General features: G+C 42.7%; 15 protein-coding genes and 2 pseudogenes. 16 read left to right on the forward strand and 1 reads right to left on the reverse strand.

The features are described 5' to 3' along the window. Positions 1-80: 80 nt before the first annotated feature. From dxs to MFLO_RS07330, 11 genes and pseudogenes are all read left to right on the forward strand, one after another. Positions 81-1,942, forward strand: a pseudogene (gene dxs, locus MFLO_RS07280) (1-deoxy-D-xylulose-5-phosphate synthase). Beyond that, the gene (locus MFLO_RS07285; RefSeq protein WP_036097295.1) at positions 1,943-2,785 is read left to right on the forward strand and encodes a TlyA family RNA methyltransferase; all 843 of its coding nucleotides are present in this window, start codon (positions 1,943-1,945) and stop codon (positions 2,783-2,785) included. Between the two features lie 353 nt (positions 2,786-3,138). Then, on the forward strand, positions 3,139-4,485 hold the full coding sequence (locus tag MFLO_RS07290) for an SdrD B-like domain-containing protein (RefSeq protein ID WP_036097296.1): 1,347 nt from the start codon (positions 3,139-3,141) through the stop codon (positions 4,483-4,485). A 217-nt stretch (positions 4,486-4,702) separates the two neighbouring features. Continuing rightward, positions 4,703-5,152 carry a transcriptional regulator AhrC/ArgR gene (ahrC, locus tag MFLO_RS07295; RefSeq protein WP_036097334.1) on the forward strand — a complete coding sequence of 150 codons (450 nt, stop codon included), beginning with the start codon at positions 4,703-4,705 and terminating at the stop codon, positions 5,150-5,152. Positions 5,153-5,170: 18 nt separating this feature from the next. Then, complete coding sequence (gene recN / locus MFLO_RS07300; protein ID WP_036097297.1) at positions 5,171-6,862, forward strand: DNA repair protein RecN; 1,692 nt, start codon at positions 5,171-5,173, stop codon at positions 6,860-6,862. A 131-nt stretch (positions 6,863-6,993) separates the two neighbouring features. After that, positions 6,994-7,854, forward strand: a complete 861-nt coding sequence (locus MFLO_RS07305; protein WP_036097298.1) for a phosphate acyltransferase — start codon at positions 6,994-6,996, stop codon at positions 7,852-7,854. Between the two features lie 177 nt (positions 7,855-8,031). Beyond that, positions 8,032-9,099: a butyrate kinase gene (buk, locus tag MFLO_RS07310; RefSeq protein WP_036097299.1), complete on the forward strand. Its 1,068-nt coding sequence runs from the start codon at positions 8,032-8,034 to the stop codon at positions 9,097-9,099. A 14-nt stretch (positions 9,100-9,113) separates the two neighbouring features. Continuing rightward, a complete protein-coding gene (gene lpdA, locus MFLO_RS07315) occupies positions 9,114-10,541 on the forward strand; it encodes a dihydrolipoyl dehydrogenase (protein ID WP_036097300.1) in 1,428 nt (475 codons plus the stop codon). 33 nt (positions 10,542-10,574) lie between these two features. Then, positions 10,575-11,573, forward strand: a complete 999-nt coding sequence (locus MFLO_RS07320; RefSeq protein ID WP_036097301.1) for a thiamine pyrophosphate-dependent dehydrogenase E1 component subunit alpha — start codon at positions 10,575-10,577, stop codon at positions 11,571-11,573. A gap of 3 nt (positions 11,574-11,576) precedes the next feature. Continuing rightward, positions 11,577-12,561, forward strand: a pseudogene (locus MFLO_RS07325) (alpha-ketoacid dehydrogenase subunit beta). Between the two features lie 18 nt (positions 12,562-12,579). Continuing rightward, a complete protein-coding gene (locus MFLO_RS07330; protein WP_036097302.1) occupies positions 12,580-13,878 on the forward strand; it encodes a dihydrolipoamide acetyltransferase family protein in 1,299 nt (432 codons plus the stop codon). Between the two features lie 144 nt (positions 13,879-14,022). Here the strand turns inward: MFLO_RS07330 and prli42 are convergent, their stop codons facing one another. Continuing rightward, a complete protein-coding gene (prli42, locus tag MFLO_RS15375) occupies positions 14,023-14,118 on the reverse strand; it encodes a stressosome-associated protein Prli42 (RefSeq protein ID WP_149022993.1) in 96 nt (31 codons plus the stop codon). 119 nt (positions 14,119-14,237) lie between these two features. On the opposite strand from prli42, the gene MFLO_RS07335 reads away from it, so the two are divergent. From MFLO_RS07335 to MFLO_RS07355, 5 genes are all read left to right on the forward strand, one after another. Continuing rightward, on the forward strand, positions 14,238-15,341 hold the full coding sequence (locus MFLO_RS07335) for a M20/M25/M40 family metallo-hydrolase (protein ID WP_051993548.1): 1,104 nt from the start codon (positions 14,238-14,240) through the stop codon (positions 15,339-15,341). 120 nt (positions 15,342-15,461) lie between these two features. After that, the gene (gene gndA, locus MFLO_RS07340) at positions 15,462-16,880 is read left to right on the forward strand and encodes an NADP-dependent phosphogluconate dehydrogenase (protein WP_036097303.1); all 1,419 of its coding nucleotides are present in this window, start codon (positions 15,462-15,464) and stop codon (positions 16,878-16,880) included. Positions 16,881-17,086: 206 nt separating this feature from the next. Continuing rightward, a complete protein-coding gene (locus tag MFLO_RS07345; RefSeq protein ID WP_036097304.1) occupies positions 17,087-17,767 on the forward strand; it encodes a response regulator transcription factor in 681 nt (226 codons plus the stop codon). Next, positions 17,764-19,257, forward strand: a complete 1,494-nt coding sequence (locus MFLO_RS07350; RefSeq protein ID WP_036097305.1) for a HAMP domain-containing sensor histidine kinase — start codon at positions 17,764-17,766, stop codon at positions 19,255-19,257. The genes MFLO_RS07345 and MFLO_RS07350 overlap by 4 nt, the downstream gene beginning before the upstream one ends. Positions 19,258-19,324: 67 nt before the next feature. Beyond that, a complete protein-coding gene (locus MFLO_RS07355; protein WP_036097306.1) occupies positions 19,325-19,789 on the forward strand; it encodes an NUDIX hydrolase in 465 nt (154 codons plus the stop codon). Positions 19,790-19,825: the final 36 nt, after the last annotated feature.

Here is a 19,825-nt window from a genome sequence, read left to right on the forward strand (position 1 = left end):
TTTTTTCTTATTTTGATTAAAATCGGAATGAAAGTGAGTGGTTTGGATTGGATCTTTTAAAAATTAAGGATCCGGCCTTCTTGAAAAAGATGACGATTCCAGAGCTTGAAGCTCTGTCAGAAGATGTACGTAAATTTCTGATTGAATCGACTTCCGTAACGGGCGGTCATATTGGACCGAATCTAGGTGTGGTGGAGCTTACAATTGCTCTCCATTATTCTTTTTCCAGCCCAAAAGATAAATTTATTTTTGATGTCGGGCATCAGTCGTATGTCCATAAAATTTTGACGGGTAGGGCCGAAAAGTTCGATACACTGCGTCAGCATGGCGGTTTAGACGGGTTTCCAAAGCGAAAAGAGTCAATTCATGATGTGTTTGAAACGGGACACAGTTCGACTTCGCTTTCTGCTGCTGCAGGGATGGCAATTGCACGCGATATAAAGCATGAGGATTATCATGTTGTTCCAATCATCGGTGATGGGGCACTGACAGGCGGTATGGCACTTGAAGCGCTGAATCACATTGGAGATATGGGTAAAGAAGTAATTGTCATTTTAAATGATAATAATATGTCGATTGCGCCTAATGTAGGTGCCATGCACAATATGCTTGGAAAGCTCCGTACCTCAGGCAAGTTTAAACGTGCTAAAAAAGATGTGGAAGCAGCGATGAAGCGAATTCCGCAAGCCGGCGACCGGATTGCCAATATGGCGGAACGGATCAAAGATAGCATCAAATATTTGCTTGTTCAAGGAACGTTCTTTGAGGAGATGGGCTTTACTTATCTTGGTCCTGTAAATGGACATGACTACCAAGATCTGATTACGAATCTGGAGTTTGCTAAGAAAGTGAAAGGGCCAACGCTGATTCATGTTGTCACAACAAAAGGAAAAGGCTATGAACCAGCTGAGACGGATCGAAGCGGGGCTTGGCACGGCACGGTCCTTATAAAATTGAAACAGGTGACTTTATTAAACCGGTCTCAAATGCTCCTGCGTGGAGTGAAGTGATTAGCGACGGTATTTTAGAACTTGCTCGCGAAGATGGACGGATCGTAGCGATTACACCTGCTATGCCCGTTGGTTCAAAACTTGAAAAGTTTGCGAAGGAATTCCCGGATCGTTTCTTTGATGTTGGAATTGCAGAACAGCATGCGGTTACACTAGCTGCAGGGATCGCTGCGGAAGGTTTGAAGCCGTTTCTTGCAATTTATTCGACTTTTCTTCAGCGTGGTTACGATCAAGTCGTTCATGATGTCTGTCGTCAAAATTTGAATGTTTTAATTGGTATTGACCGTGCAGGCCTTGTCGGCGGCGACGGAGAAACCCATCAAGGGATCTTTGATATTGCTTTCTTGCGCAGTATTCCAAATATCGTGATTGCAATGCCGAAAGATGAACAGGAAGCCTATCATTTGCTGCAAACGGCCCATGAGTTTGACGGACCATTTGCGCTACGCTTTCCACGTGGAACTGCTACCGGTATGGAAGTAAAGAAAAATCAAGAAACGCTTCCGATTGGAAGTTTTGAATTGTTAATCGAACCGACCAATGCCGTGATTATTACATTTGGTACGACGATTGAGATGGCACTTCAAGCAGCGAAGAAACTAAATCAGCAGGGGCTTGGAGTAGGTGTTGTCAATGCTCGCTTCATTAAGCCGTTAGATGAAGCCATGCTGCGAGATTTCTTGAATCGGAAACTAGCCATTCTAACTGTCGAAGAAGCCCTTCTTGCAGGCGGATTTGGTAGTGCAGTGCTTGAGTTTGCTGAGGCAGAAGGATATGATGATGCGGTTATTCATAGGATTGGTCTTCCAGATGAATTTATTAGTCATGGTTCGGTGGAGTTGCTACTCGAAGAACATGGGGTTTCAAAACAGCATATTGAACGAAAAATCACGGAAATGCTTGCGCGTTTCAGAAAGCTTGAGGCGAACTGAATGAATGTGAAAAAAGAACGTGCAGATGTTCTTTTGGTGGAACAAGGTTTGTTTGAAACACGTGAAAAGGCAAAACGAGCGATCATGGCTGGAATTGTTTTTCGGACAGATACGCTTGTTGATAAACCAGGAGAAAAAATCCCTGTCGACAGCGAGTTACGCGTAAAAGGCGAAACGTTGCCTTATGTGAGCCGAGGCGGGTTAAAACTTGAAAAGGCGCTTGCTGTTTTTGACTTTGATGTTAGAGATAAATTAATGCTTGATATCGGTGCCTCAACGGGCGGATTCACTGATTGCGCCTTGCAAAATGGAGCACGCCACTCTTATGCGCTTGATGTCGGTTATAATCAGCTCGCGTGGAAACTGCGAAGCGACAGCCGAGTAACGGTTATGGAGCGGACGAACTTTAGACACGTAACTCCAGCTGATTTTTTGGAAGGTCTCGCGGATTTTGCGACGATCGATGTTTCCTTTATATCACTGAAATTGATTTTGCCAGTACTACGAACGGTGCTTCAATCAAATGGGGATGTGATGACACTTATCAAGCCACAATTTGAAGCAGGTAAAGAACAAGTTGGGAAAAAGGGGGTCATTCGTGATCCAAAGATTCATGAAGCGGTTATTCACGATATTTTATCATTCGCTCTCGAAAATGGATTTGATGTACAAGGACTTGATTTTTCGCCGATTACGGGTGGAGAAGGCAATATTGAATTTATTGCTCATCTTGTGTGGGGCGGAGATTTTGAAAAGCAAGGAACGAACTTTATCGGCGATGATTCGTTTGCAGAAACTGTAAAACGTGCACATCTGGAGTTAGATAAGAAAAAAAGAAAATAATTAATGAAAAGTGTTTGAACGACGGGGATAGACTTCCAATTGTTCAAACGCTTTTTCAATTCTGGTTATTTTTGGTTTATAAAGTATTTTATTATATGGTATACTATGGTTGATAACGGCAACTAGAAAGGGACTGATGCGATGACAAAATTGATTGAAATGACTTTTTTATGGTAAGCAACGCAGCAAACAGGTTTTACTTCACAAGGAGGGGTTTATTTGTTTAAAAAAGGGTCTAAAAAAAACTGTTTTGTGTACTATTACTCTCACTTTTAGTTTTTACGACAATTGCACCAGCAACTGGTTCGGCGTTTTTTAACGCATCGATCTATGGAGTCACAGGTTCTGTCTTTTTGGATAAAAATGGCAATGGGGTAAAGGAACTTGCAAAACTTGAGCTTTCAATTCCGAAAATTCAAGTAGCATTGTATAAAACAGCAGATGATGCTAAGAATGACCAAAATGCTGTAGCAAAAACAACAACGAATGCAGTAGGAATGTATAGCTTTACGAAGCTTGCGAAAGGCACCTATTTTATGCGTTACGGTTTTGAAACGAATTTGAAACCGGTTGTGCAATCAAGTTCGCTTGCAAATGCCGATGGAACAAAAACAGCTGGCATTGTTCAAGTGAATGTCAACCAATTGATGGGATTTCAAGACTTGGCAGCAAAAAGAACAGCGAACTTAACGGTAACGCCATTTGAAGATTTGAATATTAATGGTGTTAAAGATGCAAATGAGAGCATCATGAACGGCAAAACGGTTATCTTCATCAATTTAGAGAAGACAGCTGATTTGATTCAAAGCGGACGTTTAAATGATTTTAACTTGAACAGTCAAATTACAAGTGCGCTTAGCGGAAGTCTTGATATTGAAGATGCGATTTTATTCCGTACAAGTGCAAAAGGTGCAGCAATTCAGCTTCCGAATGTGGATTCCGGCATGTATATCATGATGCGTTCGCCGTTTAACTTAACACTAGGTGATTTGCTTGGAAATCTTAGCAAGATCAATGCGCTTGTTTCAATTCTTACAACAGGCGATGTTGAAAAATTACTCGATGATCCTTCGTTAATTGCGACTGGTGATGCAGCAACAGCTCCTGATAATGAATATCTTAAGTCGGTCGCAAAATATGTTCCAGAAGCAATTCGTGCAGTTTCTGCGTTGAACATTGATAAGTATCTCGAGGCGGATGTTCAAACTTCGCTTAACATGACGAAGCAAATCATGAACGTAGTGAGTGCGCTCCCAGCAACACGTGTGATTAAAGTAGATTTAAATGGAGATACCTATGATTTGACTGGCTTCAAGTTTACGAAAACTACCAATTTTGATTTTGGTATTCGCAAACTGCCGCAACTAACAGGTAAAATATTCACAGATGCCAATCAAAACGGTGTTTTCGATACTTCTGAGAAAGCATATTCAACTGGGCTGACGGTTTATGATCGTGATGGACGTGTGCTTAAAACGATCACAACATCGAAAATTTTGACAAGCTATACAATGGATAAACTGCCATTTGATACGCAAATGTATGTCGGAATCAACGACGCAAATGCAGTATTTGGCGGTAAGAAATACAGCGGCTATATTCCTGCTAGTTTGAAAGATAAAAATATCATTGCGGCTCCGTATTTCTCTTCAAAGGATAGTTTACAAAATCTAACTTTAGATATTCCAATTCTGCCTTAATTTAACAGAGAAGCACCTGTTTTTCCACATGTTTCAATGAAACATCGATGGAGAAACAGGTGTTTTTGCGTAGCTTGAATAGAATTTGCAGGTTTTATGAGCGATTATGAATAAAAATTTCCAAAATTCTCCTGAAAAAATTTGCGTTAAATCCGTGACATTGTGCGATTTTTCCGATAAGATGGAGATAGAAAAAATTTCGCGAGGTGATAAAATAATGAATAAAGGCCATCGTCATATTATTATTCGAGAACTTGTAACGTCACATGAGATTGATACGCAAGAAGAGCTGGTCGAGCTTTTGCAAAAACGTGATGTGAAAGTGACACAAGCGACTATATCTCGGGACATTAAAGAGCTTCATCTTGTGAAGGTTCCGACGCAAAATGGAACATACAAATACAGTTTGCCTGCCGACAATAAATTCAACCCGCAGCAAAAGCTGAAGCGAGCGCTCGTTGACTGCTTTATCAGTGTCGACACAGTTCAATTTATTTTGATTTTGAAAGTTATGCCGGGAAATGGAAATGCGATTGGGGCTTTGCTTGATAACTTAAACTGGACGGAAAAAGCAGGTACGCTTTGTGGCGATGATACTTGTCTCATTATTTGCCGCTCAGAGAAGGATGCAATCAAGCTATCGGAACGTTTAATTGAAATGCTTTAATGAAAGGTTGATGAAGGGATGTTACAGGAATTAACCATCCACAATTTCGCAATCATCGAATCCCTTTCGCTTTCTTTTGAAGAAGGGATGACAGTTTTAACCGGGGAGACAGGCGCAGGGAAGTCGATTATTATTGATGCTCTGGGTCTTCTTGTCGGTGGACGAGGCTCGAGCCAGTTTATTCGACACGGGGAAGATAAACTGTCGCTTGAAGGTTTGTTTGAGCTGCCGAAAGAAAATAAAGCGGTTACGGCAGTGTTAGCTGAAAACGGAATTGATTTTTCGGACGATAGTGTCGTACTTGAACGAACCGTTTTTAAGTCTGGAAAAAATGTTTGCCGAGTAAACGGAAAGCTTGTCACAACGACACTTTTACGTGATATCGGAACGAAGCTACTCGATATTCATACGCAGCATGAACACCAAGAATTGATGCATGATGAGTTTCATTTGACGCTGCTCGATCGATTTGCGCAAAAAGAGCTAGCCAAGCCACTTCTAGACTATCAAACTGACTTTTTAGCTTATCAGCGGGCCTCAAAAGAGCTACGCAACTTCACTAAAAATGAAAGAGAAATGGCGCAACGTCTGGATATGCTACATTTTCAAGAACAAGAGATTCGAGAAGCAGGACTTAGTTCCGGCGAAGAAGAAGCGTTGTTGCAGCAAAAAAACCGGCTGGTTAACTTTGAAAAGCTGTCGGATAGTTTAGGAACAGCATATAACGCACTGACAGGTGATCCAGGCGGGTTGTCGTATACAGGCGAGGCGATGCGCGAACTTGAAGCAGCTCGAACCGTCACAGAGGATTACGCAGATTTGCAGGAAAGCGTGGCCTCGAGCTATTATCAACTTGAGGATGCGGTCTTGGAAATTCGGCAAGCACTTGACCAACTAGAATTTCAGCCGGAAGAGTTGAACGATATTGAAAATCGCTTGGCTGAATTAAGTCAGCTGAAGCGCAAATACGGTAAGACGATTGAAGATATCATTCAATACCAATCAGAAATCAGCACAGAAATCGAGCAGCTTGAAAACAGCGAGCGTAATGTCGATGCACTTGAACAAAAAGTACAAAGCTTACAGGCAAGTCTGACTAAGAAAGCGGAACGCTTATCCAAAGTTCGGCGCGAGGCTGCTGAAAAGCTTGAAAAACAAATCAAACAGGAATTGCAGCAGCTCTATATGGAAAAAGCAATCTTTGAAGTACATTTTGAAACATTAAACGATTTTCAAGAAAACGGAACGGATGATGCAGTCTTTTATATGTCGACCAATCCAGGCGAACCGGTTAAACCAATTTCGAAAGTGGCTTCCGGCGGCGAGCTTTCGCGAATGATGCTCGCGCTCAAGACGATTTTTTCGCGGCACCAAGGCATTACCTCGATTATTTTTGATGAAGTCGATACCGGAGTTAGTGGACGCGTCGCTCAAGCGATTGCCGAAAAAATTTATGCTGTTTCAATTGGTTCTCAAGTTTTGTGTATTTCACATCTGCCTCAAGTAGCTGCAATGGCAGATCATCATTTTTATATTGCAAAACAGGTTCAAAATAAACGGACGATCACGCTCGTTAAGCAACTGTCAGGTCAGGATAAGGTGCTTGAAATCGGTCGCATGATTGCTGGAACAGAAGTGACTAAACTTGCGAAAGAACACGCGGAAGAAATGATTGAACAAGCAAATGCAATCAAGAAAACACATAAATAAGACAAAACGGCTTGCATATGGGAGAGTTTTTGTTTATGATGAAATGGTGATTTTATTACCAGGTCATAAAAACAACTGCTAATTCTAGATGAAGCCTTTTTTGTGTGAAACATACTAGAGGGGGAGTTGTCATGGAAGGGAAATCACTTTTAGAAACAAATATCGCGGTTAAAAGGACTTATGCGGTGGCGGGTGCAAATGATCCGGTCATCAAAGAAACTGTGGATTTGGCGCTTCAAAAAGGACTGGGAAATTTTTTGCTGTTCGGTCCGGGAGAGGTTGTTTATGATGAAAATCAGGTAAAGGTGTTTGAAGCAAGTTCTGATGAAGATGCGGCCGGGCAAGCGGTACGCGCGGTGCGTGAAGGAAAAGCAGATGTGCTCGTCAAGGGTTTTGTGGCGACGGCAACCATCCTTCGCGCAGTTCTTGCCAAAGAAGAAGGGCTTCGAACGGATAAATTGCTTTCGCAAATCGCCATGTTTGAGGTACCGAGCTATCATAAGCCGATTTTTATTACTGACTGTGCGATGAATATTGCCCCGAGTTTGGAAGAGAAAAAGCAAATTACGGCCAATGCGGTGGAAGCTGTGCGGAAATTTGGGGTTAAGTCGCCGAAAGTTGTTTTTTTGAGTGCTGTGGAAAAAGTAACAGCTAAGATGCCGTCTACGGTCGACGCAGAGGCGCTTTTAAAATTTATGGAAGAGGAATATTCAGAACTTGATGCTGCTGGTCCGCTTGCACTCGATGTTGCGGTATCAAAAGAAGCAGCACTTCATAAGGGAATTGACAATCCGGCAGCGGGTGATGCTGATATTCTCGTTGTCCCAAACATTGAAACGGGTAACGCGCTTTATAAGGCGCTTGTTTACTTCGGAGGTGCGAAGGTTGCGAGCTCGGTTATCGGCGCGAAGGCTCCGATTGTCATTTCTTCAAGAAGTGATTCTGCAGAGAATAAATTGATGTCGTTTTTGTTAACTGGCAGAATGGTCTGAATATGATAAACAAATGTGAATAAAGCGTTTTCTTTTAATTTGATGCAAACGGTTTTTTTTCTCTTAAACCCTCGTGTTACAATGGTACTGAATAGACTGACAACATAAATCGAATTTCACAAATGAAGCTTGATTTAGCTGATTTTTCATCGTAAAAGTGCTTAAAGGGGGTAAAAAATGTCTCACACAGTTCTTGCAATCAATCCAGGTTCGACATCCACAAAAATTGCAATTTATGATGGAGAGGAACTTCGTTTTGAAGAAGAAATGCGTCATTCGTTTGATGAGTTAAAGAAATTTGAAACCATTTTGGATCAGCTTGACTTTCGCAAAGAGGCAATTGTTGAGCGATTAGAGCAAACCGGTTTTAAACTAGCGGAACTCGATGCTGTCGTTGGTCGGGGAGGCTTACTTCGTCCGCTGAAAGGTGGAACCTACGAGGTTACAAAAAAGATGGTGAATGATCTTAAAATTGGAGTTTCAGGTCAGCATGCCAGTAATCTTGGTGGTTTGATCGCAAAGGATTTAAGTACTCCACTTGGTATCAAAGCTTATATCGTTGATCCGGTTGTTGTAGATGAGCTTATCCCGACTTCAAGGATATCAGGACACGCAGCTTATGAACGGATTAGCATTTTTCACGCCTTAAATCATAAAGCAACGGCGCGAAAAGTAGCCAAGCAGCTCGGGAAAACGTATGAAGAAAGTCGGTTTGTGATTGCGCATCTTGGCGGCGGAATTTCGGTTGCTGCGCATCTTGGCGGCGAAGCGATTGATGTCAATAATGCGCTTGGCGGAGAGGGACCATTTAGTCCTGAACGTTCAGGAACACTTCCAATGTCGGCTTTTCTTGAGGCTTGTTTTGAGCCAGGAGCAAGTAAAGCAGAGATGCAAAAGCAGCTTGTCGGGGAAGGCGGAATCATTTCTTACTTTGGAACTAATGATATGCGTGAAATTGAACGTCGGATTGAAGCTGGTGACGCGGAAGCGGCGCTCGTTTTTGATGCGATGGCGATTCAAGTCAGCAAAGAAATTGCAGCTGTATCGGTTTATTTTAAAGGAAATTTCGATGGGATTATTTTGACTGGCGGTCTTGCACGCAGCCAAGCATTTACGGATAAAGTAACGGAGCTTGTTTCTTGGATTGGTCGAGTGATTCTTTCACCTGGCGAAGATGAGTTAAAAGCTTTGAATGAAGGTACACAGCGCATCTTAGCGAAAGTTGAACAAGCAAAAGAGTATTAAAAGGAGGAACAAGAATGGCAAAAGAATATGATGTCGTTGTTTTAGGCGGAGGAACAGGCGGATATGTAGCAGCAATCGAAGCCGCAAAAAAAGGACTGACAGTTGCGGTTGTCGAAAAAGACCGTCTTGGCGGAACGTGTTTGCATCGTGGTTGTATTCCAAGCAAAGCACTTCTGCGCTCGGCTGAGGTTTTTCAAACGGTTAAAAAGGCAGAAGAATTCGGTATTTCGGTAGAAGGAAGCTCTTCTGTGAATTTCCTGAAAGCAATTGAACGGAAGAATCAAATTGTTGATCAGCTCACAACTGGTATCCATCAGCTGTTTAAAAAAGGTAAAATAGATCTTTATGAAGGAACGGGAACAATTCTTGGTCCATCCATTTTTTCGCCTACTGCTGGAACGATTTCGATTGAGTTTAATGATGGCTCTGAAAATGAAATGATCATTCCGAAAAACTTGATTATCGCAACGGGTTCACGACCACGTTCTTTGAAAGGACTTGAGCTCGATGAAGTAGATGTGTTTTCTTCTGACGGTGCGCTTCAAATGGAAGAACTTCCAAAATCAATTATTATCGTCGGCGGCGGTGTCATTGGAATGGAATGGGCATCCATGCTACATGATTTTGGTGTAGATGTTACGGTGGTCGAATATGCAGATCGGATTATCCCAACTGAGGATAAAGAAATCTCGAAAGAACTGACACGTCTTTTCAAGAAAAAGAAAATCAAAATGATTACAAGTGCTGAGGTACAAGCGGATTCACTTGTAAAAGAAGCAGGAACGGTATCCATTGATGCGCTTGTAAAAGGTGAAAAGCAAACTTTTACTGCGGAAAAAATGCTAGTTTCTGTAGGACGTGCAGCTAATGTTGAAAATATCGGTTTAGAAAATACAGATGTAGTCGTGGAACGCGGCTTTATCCAAGTGAATGAAAGATTTCAAACGAAGGAAAGTCATATGTTTGCAATCGGTGACTGTATCCCAACGCTTCAACTAGCACATGTTGCAATGCATGAAGGGATTATTGCAGCGAATTATATTGCGGGTGAAGCCGTTAAGCCGCTTGATTATGATCTCGTGCCGCGTTGTATTTATACCTCGCCTGAAATTGCAAGTGTTGGAATTAGCGAAGATATAGCAAAAGAACGCGGATATGATATTAAGAAAGGCAAGTTCTTCTTCCGCGGGATCGGAAAAGCGCTTGTGTTCGGTGAATCTGATGGTTTCATTAAAGTTGTTGCGAATGAAAAAACAGATGATCTGCTTGGCGTTTCGATGATCGGACCGCATGTAACGGATATGATCAGTGAGGCTGCGCTTGCACAAGTTCTTGATGCGACTCCTTGGGAAATTGGTGAGACGATCCATCCGCATCCAACGCTTTCAGAAGCATTCGGAGAAGCGGCGCTTGCTGTTGATGGCAATCAAATTCACGGTTAAATGAAAATCGGGTGACGTATAGGAGGAAAGATAATGGCTTTAAAAGATACAGGATTGTCAAAAGATAAATTACAAGAAATGTTTCGTACGACATTACTTGCTAGAAGATTAGATGAGCGGATTTGGCTATTAAATCGTTCTGGGAAGATTCCGTTTACAATTTCTGGGCAAGGTCAAGAAATTGCTCAAATCGGGGCAGCCTATGCATTTGATTTGGATAAGGATTACTGCTTGCCATATTATCGCGACTTGGCTGTAGTGCTTGCTTTCGGTATGACAGCACGTGATGTGATGCTCTCTGCATTCGCGAAAGCGGAAGATCCGAATTCGGGCGGACGTCAAATGCCGGCTCACTTTGGGCAAAAGAAAAACCGCATTGTAACGCAAAGTTCACCGGTAACGACACAGTTTCCTCACGCAGCTGGAATCGGACTTGCAGCAAAAATGGCCGGAGATAAAATTGTAGCCTATACATCAACTGGGGAAGGTTCATCAAACCAAGGAGATTTCCATGAAGGAATCAACTTTGCAAGTGTACACAAACTTCCGGTTGTTTACGTGATTCATAATAATAAATACGCGATTAGCGTACCTGCTGAAAAGCAATATGCAGCGGAAAAACTGTCTGATCGAGCGCTTGGATACGGAATTCCGGGTGAACGTGTCAGCGGAAATGATATTGGGGCTGTATATACAGCATTCAAAAAAGCGGTTGATCGTGCACGAAGCGGCGAAGGGCCGACTTTAATTGAAACAGTTTCTTATCGTTTTACGCCTCACTCGTCAGATGATGATGACCGTTCGTACCGCTCACGTGAAGAAGTGGATGCAGCAAAAGCGAATGATCCGCTACTTATTTTCCAAAGTCAGCTGCTTGAAGAAGGCTTTATGACGGAAGCTGATTTAGAAGCGCTTGAAAAAGAGATTGCGAAGGAAGTCAATGAAGCAACAGAGTATGCAGAAAATGCACCTTACTCTGAGCCGGAATCAGCACTTCTTTATGTTTATGAAGAACGTACGGGGGAGGAATAAAACATGCCAGTCATTTCATATATTGATGCCATCACAATGGCGCTTCGCGAGGAAATGGAACGCGATGAAAAAGTATTTGTTTTAGGAGAAGATGTTGGAAAAAAAGGGCGGCGTGTTTAAAGCAACAGCCGGTCTTTATGACGAATTCGGCGAAGGTCGTGTAATTGATACACCGCTTGCTGAATCGGCAATTGCCGGAGTTGGGATTGGTGCTGCTATGTACGGCTATCGTCCAGTAGCTGAGATGCAGTTTGCGGACTTCATTATGCCAGCGGTCAATCAAATTATTTCGGAAGCTTCACGTATTCGCTACCGGTCGAATAATGATTGGAGTGTTCCGATGGTTATTCGGGCTCCATTTGGCGGAGGTGTTCACGGAGCGCTTTATCACTCGCAATCGGTTGAGAAGGTTTTCTTTGGTCAACCGGGACTAAAAATTGTGATTCCTTCTAATCCTTATGATGCAAAAGGGCTTTTAAAAGCGGCGATACGTGATAATGATCCAGTTCTTTTCTTTGAACATAAGCGGGCTTATCGGCTGCTTAAAGGCGAGGTTCCGGATACAGACTATACGGTTCCAATCGGGAAAGCAAATGTGGTTCGTGAAGGCGACGACATTACTGTGATCACGTACGGGCTTGCGGTCGAATTTGCACAGCAGGCTGCGGAACGCCTTAAGAGCGAGGGGCATGAGGCGCATATTCTTGATCTGCGCACGATTTACCCGCTTGACAAGGAAGCGATTATTGAGGCGGCTAAAAAAACCGGGAAAGTCCTTCTCGTAACGGAAGATAACCTCGAAGGCAGTATTATCGGGGAAGTAGCGGCGATTATTTCGGAACATTGTTTGTTTGATCTCGATGCGCCGATTATGCGTCTTGCAGGACCGGATACGCCGGCAATGCCGTTTTCACCGACAATGGAAAAATTCTTTATGATTAATCCGGATAAGGTTTTAGATAAAATGCGCGAGCTTGCAGAATTTTAATGAAGGGGTTGAAGTGACGTGGCAATTATGGAAATCACAATGCCAAAACTTGGCGAAAGTGTGACGGAAGGGACAATTAGTTCTTGGCTGGTTGAACCGGGGCAAAAGGTCGAAAAATACGATGCGATTGCTGAGGTGCTTACGGATAAGGTAACGGCTGAAATTCCTTCTTCTTATACAGGAACAATCAAAGAAATACTTGCAAAAGAAGATGAAACGCTTGAAGTCGGAGCGGTTATTTGTACGATTGAAACGGATGGCGGCGATGCAACTGCGGATGTTTCTGAACATGCAGTTGAGGCTCCGGCGGAAACTGTGGAACCAGCTGCAGCCCCGCAAAATGGTGGAGCAAGTATGAAGGAAGCGAAAGCAAATGCTCCGTCTGGCGCGCGCTTTTCTCCAGCAGTGCTTCGTCTTGCTGGTGAACATAATCTGGACTTGAGCGAAATTCCAGGAACCGGGAACGGCGGACGGATTACGCGAAAAGATGTGTTGAAATTTGTTGAAGCGGGTCCAGCTAAAAAACCTGCAGCAGAAAAATCAGTGCAGGCTGAACCAGTAGCTCCTGCTAAGGCGGAACAGCCAGCAGCTCCAAAAGAGTTTCTGAAGGTAGCAAACGGCGATCGTGAAATTCCGGTTAACGGAGTGCGTCGTGCAATCGCGAAACATATGGTGGAAAGCAAGCACGAAATTCCACATGCATGGATGATGACGGAAGCAGATGCAACAAATCTTGTTCGCTACCGCGATAGTGTTAAAAATAAATTCAAACAAGAAGAAGGATACAGCTTAACGTACTTTGCCTTCTTCATTAAAGCAGTCGCACAAGCACTTAAGGAATTCCCAATGCTTAACAGTACTTGGGCAGGAGACAAGATCATCGAGCATAAAGACATTAATATTTCGATTGCGATCGCTGCGAATGATTTGCTTTATGTACCAGTTATTAAAAATGCAGATGAAAAATCAATCAAAGGAATTGCGCGCGAAATCAGTGAACTGGCTGGAAAAGCTCGGAATAACAAGTTGACAACGGCAGACATGGAGGGTGGAACGTTCACGGTGAACAGTACTGGTTCTTTCGGATCAGTTCAGTCGATGGGGATTATTAATCATCCGCAAGCGGCTATTCTGCAAGTGGAAGCGATTGTGAAACGCCCAGTTGTCATTGAGGATATGATTGCGATCCGCGATATGGTGAATTTATGTTTGTCGATTGACCACCGGATTCTAGATGGTCTCATGGCAGGCAGGTTCCTTCAAACGATTAAGAAGACAGTGGAAGAAATTTCGAAAGATAACACTTCGGTTTATTAATAATGTTTGCATTTTTGGAGATAGGGGTATAGTATTTTACATCTAGATTCATACCCCTAAACTCCCTAGATGTTTTTGGGTGGTACTCTTTGCGGTGCTGCTCTTTTTTTTGTCAAAAATAAAAAAGCCGATCGGAATCGGCTTCTACAGAACCATGAGTACACCCGTTAGGATGCTCGATAAGACAATGGCTACAAGCATCAAGATGACGACAAAGCGCATGACTTTTTTATTAGACATAAGACGTGCTGCTCCTCTCAAAATACTTTTCTAGTTTGATTCTAACAATTTTTAAGCAGTTCTTCAAGGAGAACTTTACGAATAAACAGAAAAAGCCGTAAGGAGAAAGAGGTCTGACTATGGCAGTTTTAGATGTGTTTGCTTATTTTGAAACGATTACAAAGATTTATTCGCCTTCGCTTTTTGAGGACGAACTTCTTGAATACATAAAGGCAGAAATTGATGGGTTTCAAGTGCCGCTGATTCATACTGGGCCTGGCGGACTTATAGCGCGGATTCCTGAGACAAAAGAGGGGTTTGCTCCGCTTTTTTTTGCTGCACATCTGGATACGGCAACGAACGGAGAAAAGCCTGTGATCGAGCTTTCAGACGGTTATTATCGGTCGAGTTCAGGCTATCTTGGTGCGGATGACAAGGCAGGGGTTGCGGCAATGCTTGCGGTAATTAAGACGGTTCAAGAAGATACTTCGCTTGAGCACGGACCGCTTGAATTCATTTTTACGACACGGGAAGAAGCAGGGCTACTTGGTGCGAAAATGCTTGATTTAACAGTACTTGAATCGCGATATGGTTTTTGTTTAGATGCACCCGGCAAGGTAGGTTCGTTTCAGCGGATTTCGGATACGCATGCGGAACTGAACGTTACAGTGATTCAAAGTTTTAAAGACAGTGATGTTTCGGCGATTAATATTGCTCGCGCAGCTCTTCACCGGATTAGAAAGTCTAGGATGCCGCAAGATATGATAGTCAATGTGCTTCGGTTTGACGGAACTAAAAATCAGCTCGGTGAGGAAACGGTACGGGTTGAGTTAACGATTGCGGGAGAGTTTGTTTTGGATAGCCGCTTGGAGGCAATAGAAGGGATTCGCCAACTTTTTGATCAAACGGGGGCTAAATACGGTGCCAGTGTGGATTCTGAACTGCATATTAGTTATCCGGGCTTTAAAATTCGTGATCAGCATCCGGCTGTGCTGCTTGCGAAGCAAGCAGCGAGGAAAGCAGAACTCAAGAATCAAGAAGTGGTTTTTCTCGGAGGGTCAGATGCGAGCATATTCAATGAAAGAGGACTTGAGACCTTGCTTCTTTCTGTCGGATATGAAAATCCGCACACAGAAAAAGAAAGGATCGCGCAGGCCGAACTCGAAAACTTATCACGACTTCTTCTTGCCATCATCAGCTCTGCTCGCGGAATGGAAGTTATAACGGAATTTCCGCCGCGCTAGCCGAACGTTTTGAGGAAGATTCATTTGCCCGGGCGGGGTTTCTTTGGTATAGTAAAGGGGTTGAGAAATGTAAGACAGTTTTTCTGCCTTAATAAATTCAGGAAGGGAAGAATATTTCAAATGGCAAAACAAGAAATTGGAGTAATCGGAATGGGCGTAATGGGACGCAACTTGGCTTTAAACATTGAAAGCCGCGGGCATACAGTCTCCATTTTTAACCGTTCGACTGAAAAAACAAAAGCAGTTATGGAAGAACATTCGGACAAGAAGTTAGTTCCGACATACAGCTTGGAGGAGTTTGTCGAATCGTTAGAAGTTCCGCGCCGTATTCTCATCATGGTAAAAGCAGGAGAAGCTACTGATATGATGATTGAAGCGGTTAAACCTTTCCTTTCAGAAGGCGATATTTTAATTGACGGTGGAAACGCCTTTTTCAAAGATACGATTCGCCGTAATAAAGAACTTAGCGAAGAAGGCTTTAACTTTATCGGAACTGGGGTTTCAGGCGGTGAAGAAGGAGCGCTTAAGGGACCTTCAATCATGCCGGGTGGTCAGCGTAAAGCATATGACCTTGTTGCACCGATCTTGCGTGAAATTGCAGCAGTTGCAGACGGGGAACCGTGTGTGACTTATATCGGTCCAGATGGCGCGGGTCATTATGTAAAAATGGTGCATAACGGAATCGAATACGGCGATATGCAATTGATTGCTGAAGCGTATACGATTTTAAGAGACATCGTAGGGCTTAATCACGATGAGCTTGCTGAAGTGTTTGCTGAATGGAATGAAGGCGAACTTGACAGCTATTTGATCGAAATTACGAAAAACATTTTGACGGTTCGCGATGATGCAACAGGCAAACCAATCGTGGATGTTATTTTAGATAAAGCTGGTCAAAAAGGAACAGGAAAATGGACGAGCCAAAGCGCGCTTGATTTAGGTGTTCCGCTTTCGCTGATTACTGAATCAGTATTTGCACGTTATATTTCGGCTCTTAAGGATGAACGTGTTCATGCAAGTACAGTTTTAACTGGACCATCAAGCTATCATTTTGACGGAGATAAAAAAGCTTTTGTTGAAGCGGTACGCCGCGCACTGTATTTCAGTAAGATTGCTTCTTACGCGCAAGGTTTTGCACAAATGAAAGCGGCAAGCGATGAATATAACTGGGATTTACAATACGGTGAAATTGCGAAGATTTTCCGCGCGGGTTGTATCATTCGTGCGCGCTTCTTGCAAAAAATTACCGATGCTTATAACAACGATAAAAACTTGAATAACCTTTTGCTTGATCCTTATTTCAAAGGCATTGCAGATAATTATCAAGGTGCACTACGTGAAGTTGTGGCAGAAGCTGTGAAAGCTGGAATCCCAGTTCCAACATTCTCAGCTGCGATCAGCTACTACGACAGCTATCGTTCAAGTGTTCTTCCTGCAAACTTGATTCAAGCACAACGCGACTATTTTGGAGCGCATACGTATGAACGTGTTGATAAACAAGGAACATTCCACACGGAGTGGCCTGAAGTTGAAGATTGATTAAATAACGAAGAAGCACATCCTCTTGCTTGAGGATGTGCTTTTTTATTGATCGAAATTCTAATAAATTCATGAGAAATCAGCGGTTTTAAATAATAATTTACTAAAAAAGTATCCAGGGTGGCGGTTAGGAGTTGTTTTATCTTTAAAGTTCGCTACAATAGAAATAGGACAACAGTCATAAACCCAGAAGAGAGGTTTTTTAGATGAGTAAAATATTAATTGTGGAAGATGAAAAGAATTTAGCTCGCTTTATTGAACTTGAGCTTCAACATGAAAACTATGAAACGACGGTTGCAAATGATGGCCGTGCAGGGCTTGAAATAGCACTTGATGAAGATTGGGATGCGATTTTGCTTGATTTAATGCTACCGCATTTGAATGGGATGGAAGTATGCCGGCGGATTCGCCAAGTGAAGCAAACGCCAATCATAATGATCACAGCTCGGGATTCTGTCATTGACCGTGTCTCAGGACTCGATCATGGTGCGGATGACTATATTGTAAAGCCGTTTGCCATTGAAGAATTGCTTGCGCGACTTCGCTCGCTTCTAAGACGTGTTGAAAATGCAGAACAATCGGCAAAACAAACCACACTTGAATACCGTGATTTAGTGGTTGAGAAGGAAAGCCGGATTGTAAGACGAGGCGAAGAGGTGATTGATTTAACAAAGCGTGAATATGAGCTACTACTTACGCTGATGGAAAATGTTAATATCGTTCTCACACGCGAGGTTCTGCTCAATAAAGTGTGGGGTTATGAAACAGAAGTGGAAACCAATGTGGTGGATGTCTATGTACGTTATTTGCGAAATAAAATCGACCATGAAGAGGAAGAGAGCTATATTCAAACCGTTCGCGGTACAGGGTATGTGATGCGTACATGACAAATGTAAGCAGCTTTTCACTGAAAAGTCGTTCACTAAAATTTAAATGGACTTTCGGGGCAGCGGCAGCCATTTTTTTGACATTTTTCTTATTTTCTTATGCGATTTATCAAGGAATCGGACAAATGCTCCTGAATGAAGAGGAGCAAAAAGTAAATTCACTTCTTGCAGAAACAACAGCTAATCAAGTTTTGAAATCGGGAAACTTGGATAATGCTGATCTTTTAAAAGAAGTTTTTGATAAAAGTCCGAGCATTAGCCGAAAAATTCAAGATCAAGTGATTGCCATCTATAATGCAAAAGGTGAACAGCTTGATAAATACTTTCTTAATTCCAGTCAAAAAACGGCAAATAATGACTTTTCCTCGTATTTTAAACCGTATACGAATGATCGGGTAACAAATAAACCGACAATCAGCGGAGATAAGATGCTGATTTCGCAAGGACCGATTACATCACTAAATGACAATTCAACCGTGATCGGTTATGTTCAGATTATCAATCCGCTGACAAGCTACAATAAAATTATGGGCAAGCTTTTACTCACAATGTTCCTTCTTGGGGCAGTGGCTCTATTTATCAGCGGTATGCTTGGTTACCTGCTCGCTCAAAACTTCCTCCGCCCGCTTACCAAACTGGCAAAAGGAATGAGCGATGTCCGAAATAACGGGTTCCAACAACGAATTGAAACAACAACGAAATCACGCGATGAGATTACCGAACTAACGGTTATCTTTAACGATATGATGACGCGCATTGAGACGAGCTTTGAACAGCAAAAACAATTTGTAGAGGATGCTTCGCATGAACTGCGGACGCCGGTTCAAATTATGGAAGGGCATCTCAAGCTACTTGACCGCTGGGGGAAAAATGATCCCGAAGTACTTGATGAATCGCTTCAAGCATCGCTCACAGAGCTTGAACGAATGAAGAAACTGGTACAGGAAATGCTTGACCTGTCACGAGCAGAACAAGTTTCGCAAACGAAAGAACTACAAATTACGAGCATCAATGACACTGTCGAACAAGTGCGACGTAATTTTGAAGTAATGTACACCGACTTTACATTTAAGCTTGATGAGAAAGCGGATAATCTGCATGCACTGATTCAGCACAACCATCTGGAACAGCTGTTGATTATTGTAATGGATAACGCAGTGAAATATTCAGATGGTGCAAAAGAAGTCGATATGGCAGTTGCGCGTAGCGGCGAAAAAGTCGAAGTGACAATTCGCGATTACGGGGTCGGAATTTCAGCAGACGAGATCGAGAAAGTTTTCAACCGCTTTTACCGGGTGGATAAAGCCCGGAGTCGAGAAAAAGGTGGGAACGGGCTTGGCCTCGCGATCGCCAAACAGCTGGTTGAAGGCTACCTTGGCACAATTAGTGCAACTAGCGCTGAAGGAAAAGGAACCGAAATTACGATTACGCTGCCGCTGATTGAAAAAGTGGCTGGTGAGAAAAAAGAAGAAAAGAAAAACGGTAATTAAGATTGCTGATTCGAACAACCCGGTATGATTTTCAGCCGGGTTGTTTTTTGATGAAGGGAGAATGAAGATGGATTATATAAAATGGATTCGAACGAAAGTGGGGCACGATCAAATTATCTTGAATTTTGCCGGAGGCTGCTTGCTGAACAAAAACAGAGAAGTGTTGCTGCAAAAGCGAAGTGATCGAGCAAGCTGGGGCTTTCCTGGCGGTGCAGTCGAGCTTGGCGAATCAGTTTGTGAAACTGTAGAGCGAGAATTCTATGAAGAGACTGGACTTAAAGTAATAACGAAAGAGTTGATCGGAGTTTATTCCAAGTATGAAGATTGCTATCCAAACGGAGATAAAGCTCAGCCGATTTTATTTTTCTTTCACGTGGAGTATCGAGACGGAGAACTGTTTAAAGAGACAAATAACGAAACACTTGAGCTGGCATTTTTCCCACTTGATCAGGTTCCAAAACTTGTGAATGAACAGCACGATGCTTGCTACCGCGATTTAATGTGTTATGAAGGCAAACCCTTCATTCGCTGAATATAAAAAGAGGAGAGCGATTCGCTCTCCTCTTTT

The organism is Listeria floridensis FSL S10-1187 (assembly GCF_000525875.1).
Lineage (GTDB): Bacteria > Bacillota > Bacilli > Lactobacillales > Listeriaceae > Listeria > Listeria floridensis.